Consider the following 16380-nt stretch of genomic DNA (forward strand, 5'->3'; position numbering starts at 1 on the left):
GGTTTGCTACAGATCATCAGCCTTTTCATTAAATTTATCCGAGCCGGTTTCTTTCTCCTCCTTGCTATCGACAAGAGGCACCGCTTTTTTCAGTTCCGCAATAAAAATGTGGTCCCACTGTTCAACCTGCGCCCGAAAGGCAATTATCCCGGCCACTGAACTCGTTACGTCATGGTTCATCTTTGTTCCCGTTTTGAGATGAACTTCGCTTTTCTTTTCAATATCAACGATATAGATTGGATTGAAGGCCTTCTCATCGTTTTTAACATAGACGATCCTTTTGCCATCAGGCATCCAGGCCGGCCCTGTTTCAACATCGGGTATTACATTTTTGGCCACCACCTTCGCTGCCAGCCCTTCTCCTCCGGCAGGATCGGAACCGTCCGAAGAAACGACGACAAGCGCCCAGACCTTGGGATCATCTTTATCATTATAGTTGGAATAAAATGCGATCTTCTCTCCGTCGGGAGACCAGCTGGGCCGGAGGTCGTCATATTTCCATGTTGTTAGAAACCCCACCGACTTACGGGGAATTTTTACGTTATGTATTACAGAAATATCATGGTTTTCATTACTCCCGTAAATCATGGCCAGTTTTTTGCCGTCAGGAGACCACCGGGGATAGAGATAAGACTTTTCACCACTCGTTACCTTCCTTGTTTCAGTTTTTACAAGGCTTCGAAAATAGACCTCTGCTTTACCCGAACGGCTCGATACAAACACCAGGGTATCGCCAAGAGGCGACCACTGCACATGGCCGTCTTTTCCCTCATCTTCGGTAAGCCTGTTGATGGTCTCATTCCCCATATTACGAAGATAAAGATCATAGTTGCCGTTCCCGCCGTTACTCATAAAGGCGAACCTGTCTCCTCCGGGGGACCAGCTTATTCCCGAGTTGTAGCTCATCTCTTCAAGAACGCCTGAAAAAAAGAAATCCATTCCCCCTTCCTCATCTGAGGAGCGGTAGTATACTTTCTCCATAACAGACCCAAACAAATTCGATATAATAATTTCCTTCTTCCCGCCGCTGCTTCTCTCGAAAGCAAGCAGATCTCCCGACGGGGACCATACGGGATTGGAATCATTGCTGCCCGATTTGCTCTTTGTCAGAGGGCGGACATAGAGCGGCTCTATGAACCTGGGTGCAGGCACGGCGCCCTTTTCCCTTTTAACAGCCTTAACTCCGCTTTCTTCCTCTTGAGGACTGCCCTCCTTCTGAACTCCCCCGGCTATTGTTTCTCTCTCTACAGCGCTCTCCGGAAGGGCCTCCTCATACTGGCCCGTTCCTTCACTTCCCTCACATACAGGGGGGCGGCCGGGTTCATCCAATGCCTTGCCCTCCCCCGGGCCACTTTCTTCAAAGGTCTCCCCCTTTGCCGAAACCCGGCCGGCGGAGGGTTCGACGGGGGAACAGGTCTCCGAGAAGGAAGCATTGCTATAGAACAGAATGATAGTAAAAACGGCCAAAGCTGCAATCACAGTGCCTCTGCTCACTATCTTCCCTCCTTACATAAGGTCTTTAATCTGGGTCCACCGTTTTTGGGCCGCCTCGCGTATGCCGGCAAAATTGCCATCGCTCTCCAGCTTTTTCGGGAAAAAGTCAAAATATTCCCTCCAGGCAAGGTCAGCCTTGTTAAGTATTGAATTTTTTCTCGTTGCCATGTAGAGCTTGTGAAATGAAATGGCCCGATAATAATAAGTGTCATGCACCGCTTCATCATAGTGCGCTGTGGGGAAGAACCTTGTATTTTGTTTCGCTCTTTCCAGGTTTTTTATGGCTGCCGCAAAATTTTTAGCGGCTTCCCTTTTGTCGGACTTTAGCAGACTATTTCCATGTTCATAATAGGCGTGTCCAAGATTGGTATAGGTAACGGCAAACTGTTTATAGACCAATTGCTTGTTTTCAGGAAGCGTGAGCACATTTTCAAATTCCCGAATGGCTGCAACGTAATCTTTCTTTTCATCCATATAGAGCCGGGCCAGACTGTGACGGATATCAGAATAGTCAGGGTGGTTCTTTTCCGCATTGGCATAGGCCTTGATAGCGGCGTCAACATTTCCATTTCTTTCCGCTTCCCTGCCGATCTTGAGCGTATCCTTAAATAGAACGATTTTCTTGCTGCCCGTACGGTCCACCACCTTTTCTTTAAAATCTATTATCTTTTCCCAATGGCGGTAGTTACCGGGCGCTGAAATTTTTATTTTGTGAAAACCGAATGTAACCGATTTACCCTCAACGATAGGCGTTGTCCCCACATTTTTGCCGTCTATAAAGACGGCGGCATTGCTCGGCGCCGATTCAACCTTGAAGAGCGCGTTGTTTACGTTAAGAACAAAGGCCTTCTCTTCCATCTCTTTTTCTATCCATACCTCATCAACCAACTGCTTGTACCCATGCCTGTATAAAACAATATCCATCCCTTTACCAAGCTTGACCGGTACTTTGGCTTTACCATTGCGGTCCGTCGTTCCAACCCATCTGCCATCGAGATAAACATTTGTTCCGGCAAGGGGCGTTACGTCCGGCGGCAGTCCTCCGTTTACCTTAAGGATAAAGAAGTTCCGGGCTGCCTTTTGCTCTTCTTCTTTAAACAAGCGCCTCACCACTTTGCTGCCAACCTTGACATCCCCCTTGGCTTTCAGAAACTCCACCTCACCCCATGACACATCACTTTTAGCGCTTTTTACCTTGAAAGTCCCAATTTCACTGAAACTCTTAACCTTGCCTTGATTGTCGAGGCGGGCCTCCATGAGGGAAAATTCCATCCCCTTTCTCACCCCATAGTCAACCTTGCCGAGATTTATCTTATATTCATCTTCTTCAGCAGCCGCTACCGTTCCCTCAAAAGGGAACTGTCTCATAATGTTATTAACCAGTTTCTTGGCCACCTTCTTAATATGTTTTGCCTTTTTAGCCGTGCTGATCTGGCTGAGTAAAAGTTTTCCACTCGACGTATAGACCTTTGTCTCAAAGATATAGCCCTTTTCTTTCTTCGCGACACTCCCCAGGATAACCATATCGACTGTTCGCATAAGCTTTGTTTTCTGCCATCCCCTGGTTGTCATTTTTTCAATGGTCGTCTTTGACTTGTTCATCTTTTGAAGTAGTTTGGCACGGGGGACCCCCTTAAAGCTCATATAGCTAAAAAGGCGGTTTCCGACAGCCTCTTCAATACGGGAAATCACATTATCCATAGGTTCTTCAGGGCTGTTGTTCACATATCCCACAATACCGACCCTGATCGGTTTGGGAGTAGCGGGGTAGAAATACCTCTGTACATACAGGTCGTCGTCGAGAACAACCTTTTGTTCCCATCTGTCAGGAATAAAGCCGGGGGCGGAGAGTGACAGGAGAACCTTTTTACCGGGTTTACCCTTATACTTATAAAGATAGGAGCCGTTGGCCCTGGTCTTGCCCATTGTTTTACCGTCAATAGCCACAGTAATGCCGGGGACGCCCTTTGTGAAACCATATTCATCGGTCATGGCCTTGACGGCAACGACGCTCTGTTTATAAAGCTCAATGTTTACCCGCTCTCCGGCATTCAGCTTTTTTCTCTTCTTCCAACTGCTGTACCCCTTTTGGGAGACGGCAATGGCAAGTCCTTTTTTCGGGGCCTTCCTGTATTTATAGACAAGCTCCCCCTTTTGATTAGTCTCACCGCTCTTTTTTCCGCCTATAGTAACCGATACGCCCCCCAAAGGCCGCCCATCTTCGGAGACAAAGAGCGTTATATACTTTGACCACTCCAGAGTTGCCTCAAATACGTATTTGAGGGGAGTTTCACCAGGTTCCTTCATTACAAAAGATTGGGTCCAGGAATTGATCTTGTAGCCAGGTTTTTCCTTGCTCACAGAAAAAGTAACCTCTTTCCCGGGCGCTTCCTTTAATACCTTTGAAAACTTCCCCTTTTTATCAGTCGTCCCTTCTTCAATACCGTTAACGGTGACTTTGGCGCCATCCAATGCCTTGCCTTCAAGCCTAACGGTCAAATCAAGCTGAAACTCTTTCTTTTCCGGTTCAGCCTTCTTATCAGATGTACAGGCAAGGAACATTACCGGTATAATGAGAAGAAGCAGCCATTTAATATCTTTTTTAAGCATCCTAATCACTCCTCTAAATTAGTATCAAAATTTTTTTGCAGCGAATCCATGAAAAGAATTGGAACTGCATAACCTTGAACAAACCTCAAAAGGCGCATCCTGTTTTTTTACATGGATGGAGGCTGTATGTTTACCTCGCCCGGATTAATGATCTTGTCCTCATCCGAGGAAGCGCCCTCAAGGGATTTTCGATCCCCTTCGGCAATCTTTTTAAGGCTAAAGTTGATCTTCTTTTTTGTACTGCCGCCTATTTCAACGGTTTCCGTTGCCGTTTCATAGCCTAATCTGCGGGCTTCCACTTTATAGGTACCCTTGAAAATAGCCTTCTTTTCCGATTTATACTTTCCTTTTTCATCTGCCTTTGTTGAATAAGAAGCATTCTCCAGATTACTGGTAGTGTTAATCATATTGATGACAGTCCCTTCCGGACTCTCATCGGTAACGGGATTCATACCGGCATCAACTAAACTTATGGTGCCGTGTATCTTGGGTGAACATGCCCCCAGCAGCAGAGCGGTAAACAGTAATAATAACTTAGTTCTGATCTTCATCTTTTCCTCCTTCTGTCCTTAATTAAGTATAAATCAATCTGTCCAAACACGGGCCGGCTAAGGAGTTATGAGCAAGGTGATTAGATTCCAGCCTTATCCCGCAAGGGATTTAATTTATCGTTAACATAAGAGCCATAAACAAAAAAAGCCGCCAGATTTTTTTTCTGGCGGCCCGGCTGACATGAACGACCGCATGACTATATGGCCCGGCAGTATACCTTGCAAACATTATCATCAGCGATATTCTTAGTCCCGCGGCTCTGCGTCCTTCGGTTTCCCGGAGTTTGCTCTGAGCAGACTATTTTTTTACCCCTTAAGGGTGACAAAAAAACTTCGGTTTACAATCCCTCTTCGTCCAGCAATGCTGATTAACAGTAAATATGGGAATCACTTCAATCACCGGTTCCCCATTCCCCTTTTGCATCATAAAGCGTCATCGGCCCACCCCGGAAATCGTTGTATTAAAACTATCCTCTAACCTACAACCTTTATTTGGCCTACCTTTCGGATCGATTGTTTCTTCCCAACTACTAAATTATGTTTATACTAAAGTAAAACACAAATTGCTGCAATGTCAAACATTTTTTAAAAACCCAATAATCCGGCAGCTTTTTGACGTTTATGAAAAAGTCTCTCATGAACCAGGCAAGGGGCTATGAGCACGGAGACAACCTTTGCCCACCCTGCGCCTGTATTTCCTATTAAAACATTATAATATCGTCGTACCAGACCTGCGTGGCATCCAGACTGTATATCATGAGAAAATCAAAGCCTGTCAGGTTCGGGTCCATAAAACTTATAGTGCTCGCAACCAGGCTTCCATCAACATAAAAATCAAATGTAGAAGACGCAGCCAGGTTATTCCACTGAATGTTCCTGAATTCAATAAAATAATACCGGCTTATTTGATAACTATCATAAGAAACATCATTGACATGCATTGTGCCGTCATCGGCGAAATGAAAAACGATGCCGTAATGGCCCGTGCCGCCGATACTCTGACTGAGCGAGAAATATCCCGTATTTCCGGTCGTCGTCATTGTCGCCACATAGAAACTGATCTCTGAAGGGGCAATGTCGCTCAGGTGGTGAAAAAGACCATCACGCGCACGGCTTGAAGACCCGATAAGGGTCAAGCCGAAACTGCTGCTCTGGCCCGCATTGGGAAGGACCTCCCTGGACGTATAATTGCTGCCGTCGGTCTGCCAGTATCCGGGACAGATCCCGAAAAGATCGTTTGTTTCAAAATCATAGCAAAAAAGATCGTTTTGACAGTCGCACCCGGTAATGATATAGGTTGCTGATGCTACGCTCTCAAGCATACCGGGTTTAAAGCAAACCGTGTGGATAGTCGTCGTACCGTCAATGCTGAGGGGCTGGTTATATTCTATCCCTGCAGTGTTATCAGAAGTGGGGGCTTGCTGTGATCCTGTGGGGCCCCTTGTGTACTTGATAGTTGCTCCCGCTAAAGGCAGGCGCCGCCGTCCGTTCACCGCTGTCATCAGGCCAGTCACAGGAGAGCACAGGCAATAAGAGCACAAGCGCAAAGACAAGGAATATACCTTCTGCAATGGAACGCTTCATAATTATCCCTCGTTAACAGGATGGAAAATACTATTATGAACAGGCTAACACTAAATATTTTAATCATCAACAAAAATATGGGAGGGGATCCCCCCCCATAGTAATGATAAAAGCGTACTCATAAAGAAAGTTAACCTCATAAATACAAGCAGGGTTTAAGGTATGAAAAGCATCCCTGCACTGATGAAAAGCATTGTTACTTCCCCCGTATAATCGTAAGAATCAAAAGAGTAATCTACTTCACCGTAAAAAGCGCTGAATATGTATCCGGCTTTTACGGTAATCGCCACGCTGTCAGAGACACCAAAGTTCGCTCCCACTACAGGACCTACCCCTAAAGAAACAAGATCTAAATCCCCGCCTGCATCGTTGTCCCCTTCATAAAACCCGACTCTTACTTCAGGCCCTATCCATATTCTGATTTTGTCATTTCCTCCTACTCTAAAGCCGAAATCATTTTCTATGGTGAGACCATCCAACTCGACATCATTCCCTGAATCCGCATCTCCTTCAATAGAGTCGACGCCAACACTAAGTCTGTAATTGAAAGTGCCTTCATCAAAAGGGTTTGTGTCGAGCTGAAAGCCCAGGGCAAAGTGATCCGTATCATAATCATCATCAATATCGTTGCCCGAGATAAAGACATCATAGGTTGTGCTTTCACCGCTGCCGGTACCTTTTTCCAGGAAAAACCCCAGGCCTACCGCTTTTGCGTCCGTCACAGCGATACCGGTAATGCTAAATACAGATATTAAAAATAAAGCAAGCAACTTTTTCATGACAAACCTCCTTAAAATAGAATATTTTGATAAATTAACAAAAAATCGATAGTTATTTGATCAAATACTTTATTAGTTTCCCCCCCTCCTTTAAATTTATTTTGATTTCCATTAATTGCAAAGGTGGACCCTGCATTTAACAAAAAAAGCTCTTTACAGTGTTTAACTGTATCAAGCTTTTTATTGTTTCCTCAATAGATTGGTAATTCATCCCCACCACCTTTGATTTATATCTTTTCTACCTTCTATCACAATTGCTTTATCCTGACAAGCGTAATTAATAAATTGCAGTTTTTTTTAGAATTTATTGGTTCCTTTCATAATAGTTCCGGCAACACAACCAATTCTGCATTTCTGCGGCAGGGAAGTTTCCCGGGTTTTCCTTGTCACATTTTTTTCATCATTTCAGAAAGTTTGTCAGTGGTCTTCAGGTTCCTGGCAGTGACCGGGACACCGAGGCATTTCCTCAATGGTTAGCTGAGCGTTGTCCTATTGTTGCTTGATATGCGTAAAACGCCGGTCAATCCGAACGCTCTGGACAGCCGCCCCCCAAAACCGCTTTTTAATGCTGCTAAAAGCAAAGCCGGAACCCTGCGGACAATAAGTGCCATAGATGGCAAGATTGATATTACTGGATTCCGGAGTGGAAAAGAGGTTGCTATTCATCAAAACCATCCGGACAACCGGCATGTAGCAGTATCGTTCGATAGGTGGTTAGCGGCATCGCAATATCTACCGTATCGTCGCCGGTCACCGTATAGACCGGCGGGTCACCGACCGCAGCAGAGGGATCGGCAAACAACCGCAGGTCGTGCGTTTCAGTCCAGGCGCTGCCTCCCTGCTTATTATAATCGGGAATATGCGGTATAGCTTCGACCAGATTGAATGTCACGCTGATTTTGCCTGGCCACGGATCGCAGGTTGTTATTGACTCGGAAACCCTGTCCATTAAATCATCACGTACTGTCATTGATCCACCCACTGCCGACGCCTCAAGCAGTGCAAATTTACCGGTTTCATCAGGCATATGTGTCGCTGCGTATTGCTGTGCCAATTGCACATACTGATCTCTCCCCTGCCCCATTATTGGCAGAAAAAGGGGCAAAAATATAAGTATGATTCTCTTTGATTTCAAGTAGTTAACGTGGCCGGACGCCGGACCATTTCTTTTTGTAAGTTTAATCCTGACAGGATAACACCAAAACATCTACACAAAAAAAAGTAGTACCCCGACTTACATCAATAATATTCTCCTGTATATTTATGAAATTGCCTATCAGACAATTATTAATGAGTAAAAAATTTCTACCGGGAGGTTATTTTTAATGAAAACGCATGTTGTAATATTTGAAGCAAGAGGTGGCACAGATAAAGGCGCATATGGTTACAGACCGGATTCAAAAGCAATAATTGACTCTCTGAAAAAAAGAGATTGGACATCGGAAATAATTTTTTACGATGACGAAAGCAGAGGTGAAATTTTTATGTACACTGTGGAAAAAGCCGGCGCCTATATTAGCCGCGTTAACCCGGGTAACCTTAAAGATGAGACAGCCTATTTTCAATTGCTGAGAGAGCTGGTAAAAAGGGGAATACAAGGGTTGCCACACCCTGATGTAATGGTAAATTATGGAGCAAAGAATGCTATTGAAAAATTTAAGGGCACCGATATCGTTCCAAATGATGTCTACACATATTATGACTTTGATACCTTTAAAGAGAACTTTCCCAAAGCATTAAAAAAAGGGACTAGAGTGCTGAAACAAAACCGGGGATCAGCCGGTGAGGGAATATGGAGAGTGGAGATTTTAAATAACTCAAACAAGAAATCAAAAAAAGGCCTTCTCGATACAATAGTCAAATGCACTGAAGCTGCAGATAATCATGTTGAAAAGATGCCCTTAGGTGAATTTATCGATTTTTGCGTCCAATATCTCGATGGAAAGAATGGAATGCTTCTGGATATGCCTTTTTTAGAGAGAATCACGGAGGGAGAAATAAGGCTTTTCATGTTAAGAAACAAGGTTGTGAATATTGTTCATAAAAAACCTGCCGAGACTCCTGACGCCTTTTCCGCCACACTATTTTCTGGTGCAAAGTATACTTATGAATCTCCTGAGAAGTGGCCGGAACTTGTGAAACTTATGGAGGGAAATATTCCCATGTTAAGAGAACGGCTGGGAGATTTTGATGTGCCATTAATTTGGACAGCCGATTTCATACTCGACACTTGTAAAAAATCAGGAGATGACAAATATATACTTGGTGAAATAAATTCGTCATGCGTCGGTTTTTCGACTCATCTGGAGCTTAGTGAAGATGTTGCAGATGAAATAATCAGGTTAATGGACGCCGAGTCGATAATGAACAAAAGATGGATGGCTTTTAAGAATTAATAGAGGTTCCCTGTATTGGCAAATAAATGTCAATTTGAAGAAACCAACAGGGCAAAGGAGACGCAAGCAATACTGTAAGGCTTGAAAATTGCCCAAATTTAAAGTTAACAAATACAGCTGAATTCCAGGGACTAAAAGACGGGGGGGATTATTCTTTATTATCGGGTGGTTGGCTTGGTTCGTCCCCAATAGACAATATTGCTGCTAATTTAATCAGTCAGTTAGCATTAAGAACTTAGAATCATGCCTTTTAGAATTGGAGACTCATAATAATAAATACTCAGCAGGAGGTAGTATTGCTTAATAAAAAACCAATCTGTGAATTTGAGCTTCTCAATATCCTTAACGATGAACTTAAAAAACACCCTGAATGTAAATATTGGCAATTTGTTTCTGTCCAAAGAATCATTCCTGATAATCCCTTATCTAGTAACTGGTCAGAGGCAGAGTTGAGGTGCAGTGGGCACCCTGTTAGGGATTACAAACCTATCGCTTTTAGAATTGTCACGGAAGCACAATCTAAATATAGATTAAAGTGATATTCTCAACTGCGAGGTTCTTCCCGGAGCATCAAAATTAGCCTTCATTTCCAGTGGTATTTGGCAGGAAGCGAAGAAATTGACTTTTTTAGGTCTCTTTTTTTCAGGCTTAAGCTCTACGATCTCACATATCCAACAATAGAGATGAAATGGCTCATAGAACCCAGGAGGACAAATAAGTGCCAAATTCCATGGGCATGGGGCAGCTTGTTCATATCGTCTAAAACATAAAATATGACGCCTGCCGTATAGGCCGCACCGCCAATGGTAAGCCACACCATGCCCGGCATGGGGATAACCGCCTTAAGGTTGGAATACTCCAGTATGCACACCCAGCCCAGGACCAGATAAATGGGCAATTGCAGCACTTCAATTCGTCTCGGGATTAAGGTGTCGAAGAGTAAACCGACAAGGGCAAGTCCCCAGACAAAGGCAAGCATAATGGGACCATTGCCGTTACTGAGCGATATCAACATATAGGGCGTATAGGTACCGGCAATAAGCAGGTAAATTGAAATATGATCAAATTTTTGAAATAACTTTTTTAGATTAGGGGGATGAAAACTGTGATAGAGGGTAGACATGGTGTAGAGAAGGACCAGTGTAAGCCCAAATATGGTAAAACTCAGGATTAACAGGGGGTCTCTCTGCTGGATGCTGACAGCCAGCAAGGCGCCAAACCCGACAAGCGCCGAGACGGCGCCTACCAGATGAGTAATGCTATTGAATTTTTCACCATAGTACATAGCTTGTAAATAACCGGAGCCAATAGGGTTGTTTCTCAATAAATATCTCTTAAAATATTATACAGGAATCAGGAATCGCTTAAAAGCAATCAAGCGGGCTGCCCCTGGTTACTCCAAACTCTTTTCTTCAACACGAAAACCGGATTCAAACCAGCAGTCGACTAAATATTCGTGGTGAGACTTAAGATCTAATTCAAGTATTTCGGTAAAATCTTTTTCATTATAACCGGCGCGATCTGAACAACTGAACTCTATTTTATGCAGTCCTGCATCAAGCACGATCTGGTCATTTAAACTAAATATCTCTGAAACAACATCCTTTCCGTCTACAGCTCTTATTCTTACGACAGGTTTTTTCCACAATAAGATCTCTGCCCATAGAGGCATATTATCTGCTCTTACTATTGCTTTCCTGCCGGCCTCAAAATCAGAAATATCTTTACCGGGCAATTTAGTCGTACCGCATGAAGTAATTAATAGCACCGATAAAATGTAAAGGCTATAGGCTAATTTTCTTTTCATATTTATTTAGGGAACCTCTAATAATTCCGGGCGAGTATATAAAGGAATCAAAAAAGTCAGGTTCAAGACAAAAATTGCAGCCTATAGCATCATACAAGGTACCCTACGGTATTGCGAGCCGGGAATCCATCCACTCTCGCAGACTGATCCCTGCCTGAGCAGCGCCGTCGATCAGAACCTTGTGGCGGATAAGGCCACCAGGGTTGCCGGCGTCTATAGGACAGTACATGAGATTGTGCCACAAACAAGCGGCGAGCCATTCTTTCACAGGAGTTTTTTCTTCACCGAGATAAGCGTATACGCGAAGTATCTCATTTCTTGGATCGAAGCCCAGGTCTATATGGCCCAAATCAAGGAGCAAGAACTGCATCGGCACGCCTGACAGCCATTTATCGAGCCCCAGCACATAGCCGAAGAGTAAATGCCCCAGTCTTTCTCTCTCGGTCCCCGCTCTCCGGGTTGGAATGCCTGACCGGCCGGTGCCGATACCATGAATCCAGCTTTCGATGTAACGAAAAGTGTTATGATGGCAATCGGATAAGGTGCATACACCAGAGGCGATAGAACAACAGGTCTTATACAACTCTTTTTTCCGGGAATCCTCGAGGCGTTCAAGGTTTTCAGAATACGACCGTTTCCATAGCGGATAGATGGGCGGCAGGTTTTCCTTCTTTGATATTTCCAGATCGAGACGAGCTCCCTGCCCGCCTTCTTCAAAAAGCTCCTTTACAAGTGCCTCTCCCTGCTCCATTTGTGAGACATCGGAGATTAGAGAACAGGGCACTGTATCGCTGATCTTTGTAAAGAAATCAATGGTAAGAAGCATCCGATCCATCATTAGTTTCCGGGCTTCCGTCAACTGTGATACCGGGCCGAGCCATTCATAGGCGCGGCTGATGAATCCTACAGCGTCCGGAAATTCCTTGATAAGACTTTCCCTGCTCTTTTCCGCAAGATAACCGGTTAATACGGCATATATTGCCCTCATGCTCTTCATATGAAAGGGCTGGGTGGTTTTCTGTTTCCACCACATACCGGGACACCAGCAGCCGTTGCGAAATGAGGGCTCATCCAGTTTTCCCCGGCCAATGGCGTTGAGCAATTCGTCAACGGTAACGGGGAATCCACTATCACAGGGTACGAGGCTTGCGATGTGAGTGCGAATCTGGCGAGTGCCGTCTTCGAGATCCCCTAACTTGCTCTGCATGTTGTTGATGTATTTGATTTCCTCATCCCAGTCTTTTTCCCGGCCGGGAAATGTCCAGGAAAAGACGGACCACTTTATTATCTCATTACCTGCTTCATCGGCAGTAAGGGTGGTGTTTACTTCCACTCTTTCGCCTTCAGATGAAGACTTCTCGCCTGTATATACGGCCTCAAAACCGGGGGATACCATCTGATAAGGAACCGGTCGTCCTTTTTTTTCTGACATGATTCAACTCCCTATTATTTTCGCAGATAAGCTGTTACTATATTGCACTTTTGCGGATATGCATTTTTAGCATCGTAGCATGAAATAACCTCCCTCATCCTTTCAACCACCAGTATCCCTGAATATCAAGATTGGTAAGCCCCAAATCTTTTGCTTTTTTTACAACCGATACATATTCTTTTCTCGTAATTCTCCTTGATATCTTCGGATAATCATAGGCTTTATAGAGCGGATTATACTGTGCCATAATATTAACAAAGGTGTCTTTCGGCAAATTTCGGGCTATCCACTCCATCACATTTTCCGAGCCACCTGTATTATTGGGCATAACCAGGTGCCGAATCATGAGGCCTCTTTGCATAATCCCGTCTTTTGCAGGTTTTGCCACACCCACCTGACGGTGCATCTCAAGGATTGCTTTAGCCGTAATTTCAGGATAACTCTCTGCTTTATAGGAATATTTGGCCGACATTTTACTGTCCCAGTATTTGAAATCAGGAAGGTAGATATCAACGATTCCATCGAGAAGCTTGACGATTTCAAGACGTTCCCATCCGGAGGTGTTGTATACAATGGGCAGCCTTAAACCCCGCCCTGCAGCGATGTCAATAGCCTTAAGGATATGTGCCGAATAATGCGTCGGCGTCACAAGATTTATATTGTGACAACCGATTCTTTGCAGCTCAAGCATCATTGTGGCGAAATCATCAATACTTCTTTCAGCCCCCCTGCCAAGGTGGGCTATTTCCCAGTTTTGACAAAATACACACCGTAAATTGCAATGGGTTAAAAAGATTGTCCCTGAACCGCGCCTTCCCACGAGGGGTCGTTCTTCGCCAAAGTGGGGATGAGAGGCTGAAATAACAAGTTGTGTGCCGGGTGCCCGGCAGACTCCGCGCATCCCTTTATGGCGATTAACTCTGCATCTTCTCGGACAGAGCCGGCAGCTTTCCATAATGGCCCAGAGTTTTTCCGCCCGCTTTTTAAGCTCCCCTGTTTTGTGAAGTTTGAGGTATGCCGGTTCAAAAGCTGTGCCCCCATTAAGGGAAGCTTCTGCCTTACCGAAATCAAGTAAAAGGGAAGGCAACCCTATTGAGAAATAGAGTTTGACCGCCTTTTCCAGAAAAGATCTTCGTGTCATCTTTTTTGGGCAAAAATCCTTCATTTCTCCCCTTCCGCAAGATGCCGGTCACGCCGGGTAGCTATCACGGTGAAGCTTGTCAATTTAAGAAGCCCAACGGTTATGCAGGTATCACCTAGACCAAGAACAGGCAAAAGCACGACAGCCCCTGCAATGCCTCCAAACCATCCGCCCAGCAGGTCGGAAGCATAAAGCAGCCCTGCCGTCTCACTTAAACTGCCCCTATACTTTAAGTATAACTTATTTGCCAGGGGAAATTGCGAACCCGTTAAAAATCCGCTTATAAAGGAAATGAGCAAAAAGAGCATCTTGAAATAAAAGAAAACCTCCGGGCTGCCCCTATATGTCGGCACGGCAAGAAATAGAAAAGGGAATGCAATAGAAAAACCGATGATGGCCAATTCAATGTTTATAAAAACTTTAAAATAATTTTTTATTCGCTCCAGAAGTGTTGTTATGAGCATTGCCCCACAGGCTGCCCCTGCCATAAAGGCTGCCACAAGAATGCCGATCCATGAAAAGACATAGCCATAAATGGACTGGAAGGTAAAAATAATCATAAGGTCAAACATCATTCCGGCAAAGCCTGTTGTCATAATGGCTAAGGCAATGCCTCCCCGGAAGAATTGCCCCTTTTGGGGCCGGAAAAAGAACGGGGGAAAAAGCCCAAAAAAAAGCCGGATAAAAAAATAGACAAGAAGTAAAAGGACAAAGAGAAGAACAACAACCTTCAGGTTTATCTTTTCAAATTGACTAAACATCCCCCGTAGTGAAGGAGCAAAGACGGCATTCCAGTGAGAAATACTGTAAAACAGTCCCAGGGGAGTGAAATCTGAATTGATCTTCTCACTGCCCCCTTCAATAAAACGGGAGAACCAGTCCTGCCATCCCCGGTGCAGCTTTTTCTCAATATGCCAGGGAACAATCACATTGGCTGCAATATTCCGCTCAGTCAGCCTTTCTATAATCAGGTCCCTGTCAATCGATCTGATTTCCCGGGAGTCTGATGAAAGGAAAAGGTTCCTGCCGTCACCGGGAATCACTCTTATATGAGAAAAGACACTTTCCAGGGTATTGAAAATAGAGCTGTTCAGGTTTCTCAGTTCTTCATTTAAGTAAGTCATAGAACCGGGCAATCGAAGGACAAGTATGCCCCCACTACTTAGTCTTTCTTTTACAAGGGAAAAGAACTCACTGGTAAAGAACCTGTTTGCCTGCAAATTAGAGGGCTCCTCTATCCCTACGAAAATGACGTCGTACTTATGACCTGTTGTTTTAAGTAACAGTCGGCCATCAATATGTTTTATCTTTACCCTACTATCATTCAGTTCCGATTCAGTGAGGGGCGTGGGGAATTTTCTTACAAGACCAAGAATCAAGGGATCAAGTTCTGCATATTCAATGGCTTCTACTGATGGATGTTTTAGCGCCTCATTTATCATGCCCCCTGCTCCTCCGCTCAAGATGAGGAGTTTTGCCGGAGAAGGATGGGCAAGTAGCGGAAGATGAACAAACTCTTCCATTGTTGGGATATCAGGAATGGGCGTGATGAGATTGGGAATACCGTCGATAAAGAAAATGTATTGGCCCTCATTTTCCAGAACGCATATATTGCCGTATGGCGAGTTCTGGTAATGAACGACATTCTGGTTTTTCCATTGCGCCTTGATTGAATAATGATGCAGCTCAATCGCCTTGCCGGCAAAGAGTAAATAGCCTGAAAAAAGGATAAGCAGACTCAATACAGCGAGGACTGTTTTTTGAAATAGTCCGCTAAGCCGGGAAGGAGCCAGTAAAACAAGACATACTATAAAGTTCAACAGAGCGAGCCCTGTAGCTGCCTGAAAACTATTAAAATAGGGAACCAGGAGATAGGTGCAGGCAATGCCGCCCATAATGGTGCCCACCGTCTCATAGACATAAACCCTGCCCACAGAAGATGCGCCGGGGGATGCGTTGACGCTGGAAAAGAGGGAATAAATGCGGCAACTGTAAGTAAAGAGTGCGCCGTGAAGTATGCTGACGACAGAAAGGACAAGAAAGGAGGAGTAGAGCATGGGCAAAAATCCTATGCTTTCACCAATGGAAATGCCCATGACGCCTTTCAGTATGCGAGTCAGGTAGATTGCGATGGGGAGCGATAGAGAAAAAAGAATGGTAATAAGGGTAAATGCTTCAAGTTTATATTGGGATTGCTCGGCCCTCCTGCCAAGAATGTATGATCCAAACGCCTCCAGGATAAGCCAGTTGGCCAGAATTATGCCGATGCAAAGTTCATTGCCTGAAAAAACAATGAGCAGCTCCCTTAAAAGAAGTATCTGGGCAACGAGTCCGCTAAATCCCATTACCAATATGGCTGCAGAGAAGCGCTTTTTCATTAAACTGAACCTTATAATCCCCTCTCCCCTGGTGGGATCTCGATGCCCTTTATGCTCCGCAGGGGTGCTTGAGGGTAGAGGTCTAGGGTGAGGGGGGTATGAATTGCCGTCTGCCACTTAGAATAGGCATGCTGGATTTTGACCACCCCTTTGTCCCCTCCTTACCAAGGAGGGGTGAATTGCATCACCTTTAATTACCTAGTTAATA

14 protein-coding genes and 1 riboswitch are annotated in these 16380 nt (G+C 44.7%); of the genes, 2 read left to right on the forward strand and 12 right to left on the reverse strand.

Annotated features, from left to right (window positions below; genetic code table 11):
* Positions 1-6 precede the first annotated feature (6 nt).
* The 7 genes from OEV42_12200 to OEV42_12230 form a co-directional block, all read right to left on the reverse strand.
* Positions 7-1494, reverse strand: a complete 1488-nt coding sequence (locus tag OEV42_12200; GenBank protein ID MDH3975033.1) for a DPP IV N-terminal domain-containing protein — start codon at positions 1492-1494, stop codon at positions 7-9.
* A 12-nt stretch (positions 1495-1506) separates the two neighbouring features.
* Complete coding sequence (locus OEV42_12205) at positions 1507-4104, reverse strand: PEGA domain-containing protein (protein ID MDH3975034.1); 2598 nt, start codon at positions 4102-4104, stop codon at positions 1507-1509.
* A gap of 107 nt (positions 4105-4211) precedes the next feature.
* Positions 4212-4655 (reverse strand): carboxypeptidase-like regulatory domain-containing protein, encoded by a 444-nt coding sequence (locus OEV42_12210; GenBank protein ID MDH3975035.1) that lies wholly within the window; start codon positions 4653-4655, stop codon positions 4212-4214.
* A gap of 163 nt (positions 4656-4818) precedes the next feature.
* Positions 4819-4954, reverse strand: a riboswitch (cyclic di-GMP riboswitch).
* Positions 4955-5356: 402 nt separating this feature from the next.
* A complete protein-coding gene (locus tag OEV42_12215; GenBank protein MDH3975036.1) occupies positions 5357-5977 on the reverse strand; it encodes a hypothetical protein in 621 nt (206 codons plus the stop codon).
* Positions 5978-6059: 82 nt separating this feature from the next.
* Positions 6060-6239 carry a hypothetical protein gene (locus OEV42_12220; protein MDH3975037.1) on the reverse strand — a complete coding sequence of 60 codons (180 nt, stop codon included), beginning with the start codon at positions 6237-6239 and terminating at the stop codon, positions 6060-6062.
* A gap of 155 nt (positions 6240-6394) precedes the next feature.
* The gene (locus OEV42_12225) at positions 6395-7018 is read right to left on the reverse strand and encodes a porin family protein (GenBank protein ID MDH3975038.1); all 624 of its coding nucleotides are present in this window, start codon (positions 7016-7018) and stop codon (positions 6395-6397) included.
* Between the two features lie 658 nt (positions 7019-7676).
* A complete protein-coding gene (locus OEV42_12230; GenBank protein MDH3975039.1) occupies positions 7677-8225 on the reverse strand; it encodes a hypothetical protein in 549 nt (182 codons plus the stop codon).
* Between the two features lie 118 nt (positions 8226-8343).
* Between OEV42_12230 and OEV42_12235 the strand changes: the two genes are divergently transcribed.
* Together OEV42_12235 and OEV42_12240 are read left to right on the forward strand one after the other, a co-directional pair.
* Positions 8344-9414 carry a Cj0069 family protein gene (locus OEV42_12235; GenBank protein ID MDH3975040.1) on the forward strand — a complete coding sequence of 357 codons (1071 nt, stop codon included), beginning with the start codon at positions 8344-8346 and terminating at the stop codon, positions 9412-9414.
* A gap of 296 nt (positions 9415-9710) precedes the next feature.
* The gene (locus OEV42_12240) at positions 9711-9953 is read left to right on the forward strand and encodes a hypothetical protein (protein MDH3975041.1); all 243 of its coding nucleotides are present in this window, start codon (positions 9711-9713) and stop codon (positions 9951-9953) included.
* A gap of 116 nt (positions 9954-10069) precedes the next feature.
* Here OEV42_12240 and OEV42_12245 read toward each other — a convergent pair whose 3' ends face one another.
* The 5 genes from OEV42_12245 to OEV42_12265 all read right to left on the reverse strand — a co-directional run bounded on the left by OEV42_12245 (position 10070) and on the right by OEV42_12265 (position 16172).
* Positions 10070-10699, reverse strand: a complete 630-nt coding sequence (locus OEV42_12245; GenBank protein ID MDH3975042.1) for a hemolysin III family protein — start codon at positions 10697-10699, stop codon at positions 10070-10072.
* A gap of 108 nt (positions 10700-10807) precedes the next feature.
* The gene (locus tag OEV42_12250) at positions 10808-11221 is read right to left on the reverse strand and encodes a hypothetical protein (protein ID MDH3975043.1); all 414 of its coding nucleotides are present in this window, start codon (positions 11219-11221) and stop codon (positions 10808-10810) included.
* Positions 11222-11324: 103 nt separating this feature from the next.
* A complete protein-coding gene (locus tag OEV42_12255; protein ID MDH3975044.1) occupies positions 11325-12653 on the reverse strand; it encodes a hypothetical protein in 1329 nt (442 codons plus the stop codon).
* A 94-nt stretch (positions 12654-12747) separates the two neighbouring features.
* A complete protein-coding gene (locus tag OEV42_12260; protein ID MDH3975045.1) occupies positions 12748-13794 on the reverse strand; it encodes a radical SAM protein in 1047 nt (348 codons plus the stop codon).
* A 20-nt stretch (positions 13795-13814) separates the two neighbouring features.
* Positions 13815-16172: a fused MFS/spermidine synthase gene (locus OEV42_12265; GenBank protein MDH3975046.1), complete on the reverse strand. Its 2358-nt coding sequence runs from the start codon at positions 16170-16172 to the stop codon at positions 13815-13817.
* Positions 16173-16380: the final 208 nt, after the last annotated feature.

The organism is Deltaproteobacteria bacterium (genome assembly GCA_029860075.1).
Lineage (GTDB): Bacteria > Desulfobacterota > JADFVX01 > JADFVX01 > JADFVX01 > JAOUBX01.

Bases quoted from the DNA above. Each gene is read 5' to 3' on its own strand.
- OEV42_12235 (MDH3975040.1), top strand. From the start codon at position 8,344: ATGAAAACGCATGTTGTAATATTTGAAGCAAGAGGTGGCACAGATAAA.
- OEV42_12245 (MDH3975042.1), bottom strand. From the start codon at position 10,699: ATGTACTATGGTGAAAAATTCAATAGCATTACTCATCTGGTAGGCGCC.
- OEV42_12230 (MDH3975039.1), bottom strand. From the start codon at position 8,225: ATGTTTTGGTGTTATCCTGTCAGGATTAAACTTACAAAAAGAAATGGT.
- OEV42_12220 (MDH3975037.1), bottom strand. From the start codon at position 6,239: ATGAAGCGTTCCATTGCAGAAGGTATATTCCTTGTCTTTGCGCTTGTG.
- OEV42_12205 (MDH3975034.1), bottom strand. From the start codon at position 4,104: ATGCTTAAAAAAGATATTAAATGGCTGCTTCTTCTCATTATACCGGTA.
- OEV42_12215 (MDH3975036.1), bottom strand. From the start codon at position 5,977: ATGCTTGAGAGCGTAGCATCAGCAACCTATATCATTACCGGGTGCGAC.
- OEV42_12210 (MDH3975035.1), bottom strand. From the start codon at position 4,655: ATGAAGATCAGAACTAAGTTATTATTACTGTTTACCGCTCTGCTGCTG.
- OEV42_12260 (MDH3975045.1), bottom strand. From the start codon at position 13,794: ATGACACGAAGATCTTTTCTGGAAAAGGCGGTCAAACTCTATTTCTCA.
- OEV42_12255 (MDH3975044.1), bottom strand. From the start codon at position 12,653: ATGTCAGAAAAAAAAGGACGACCGGTTCCTTATCAGATGGTATCCCCC.
- OEV42_12250 (MDH3975043.1), bottom strand. From the start codon at position 11,221: ATGAAAAGAAAATTAGCCTATAGCCTTTACATTTTATCGGTGCTATTA.
- OEV42_12225 (MDH3975038.1), bottom strand. From the start codon at position 7,018: ATGAAAAAGTTGCTTGCTTTATTTTTAATATCTGTATTTAGCATTACC.
- OEV42_12265 (MDH3975046.1), bottom strand. From the start codon at position 16,172: ATGAAAAAGCGCTTCTCTGCAGCCATATTGGTAATGGGATTTAGCGGA.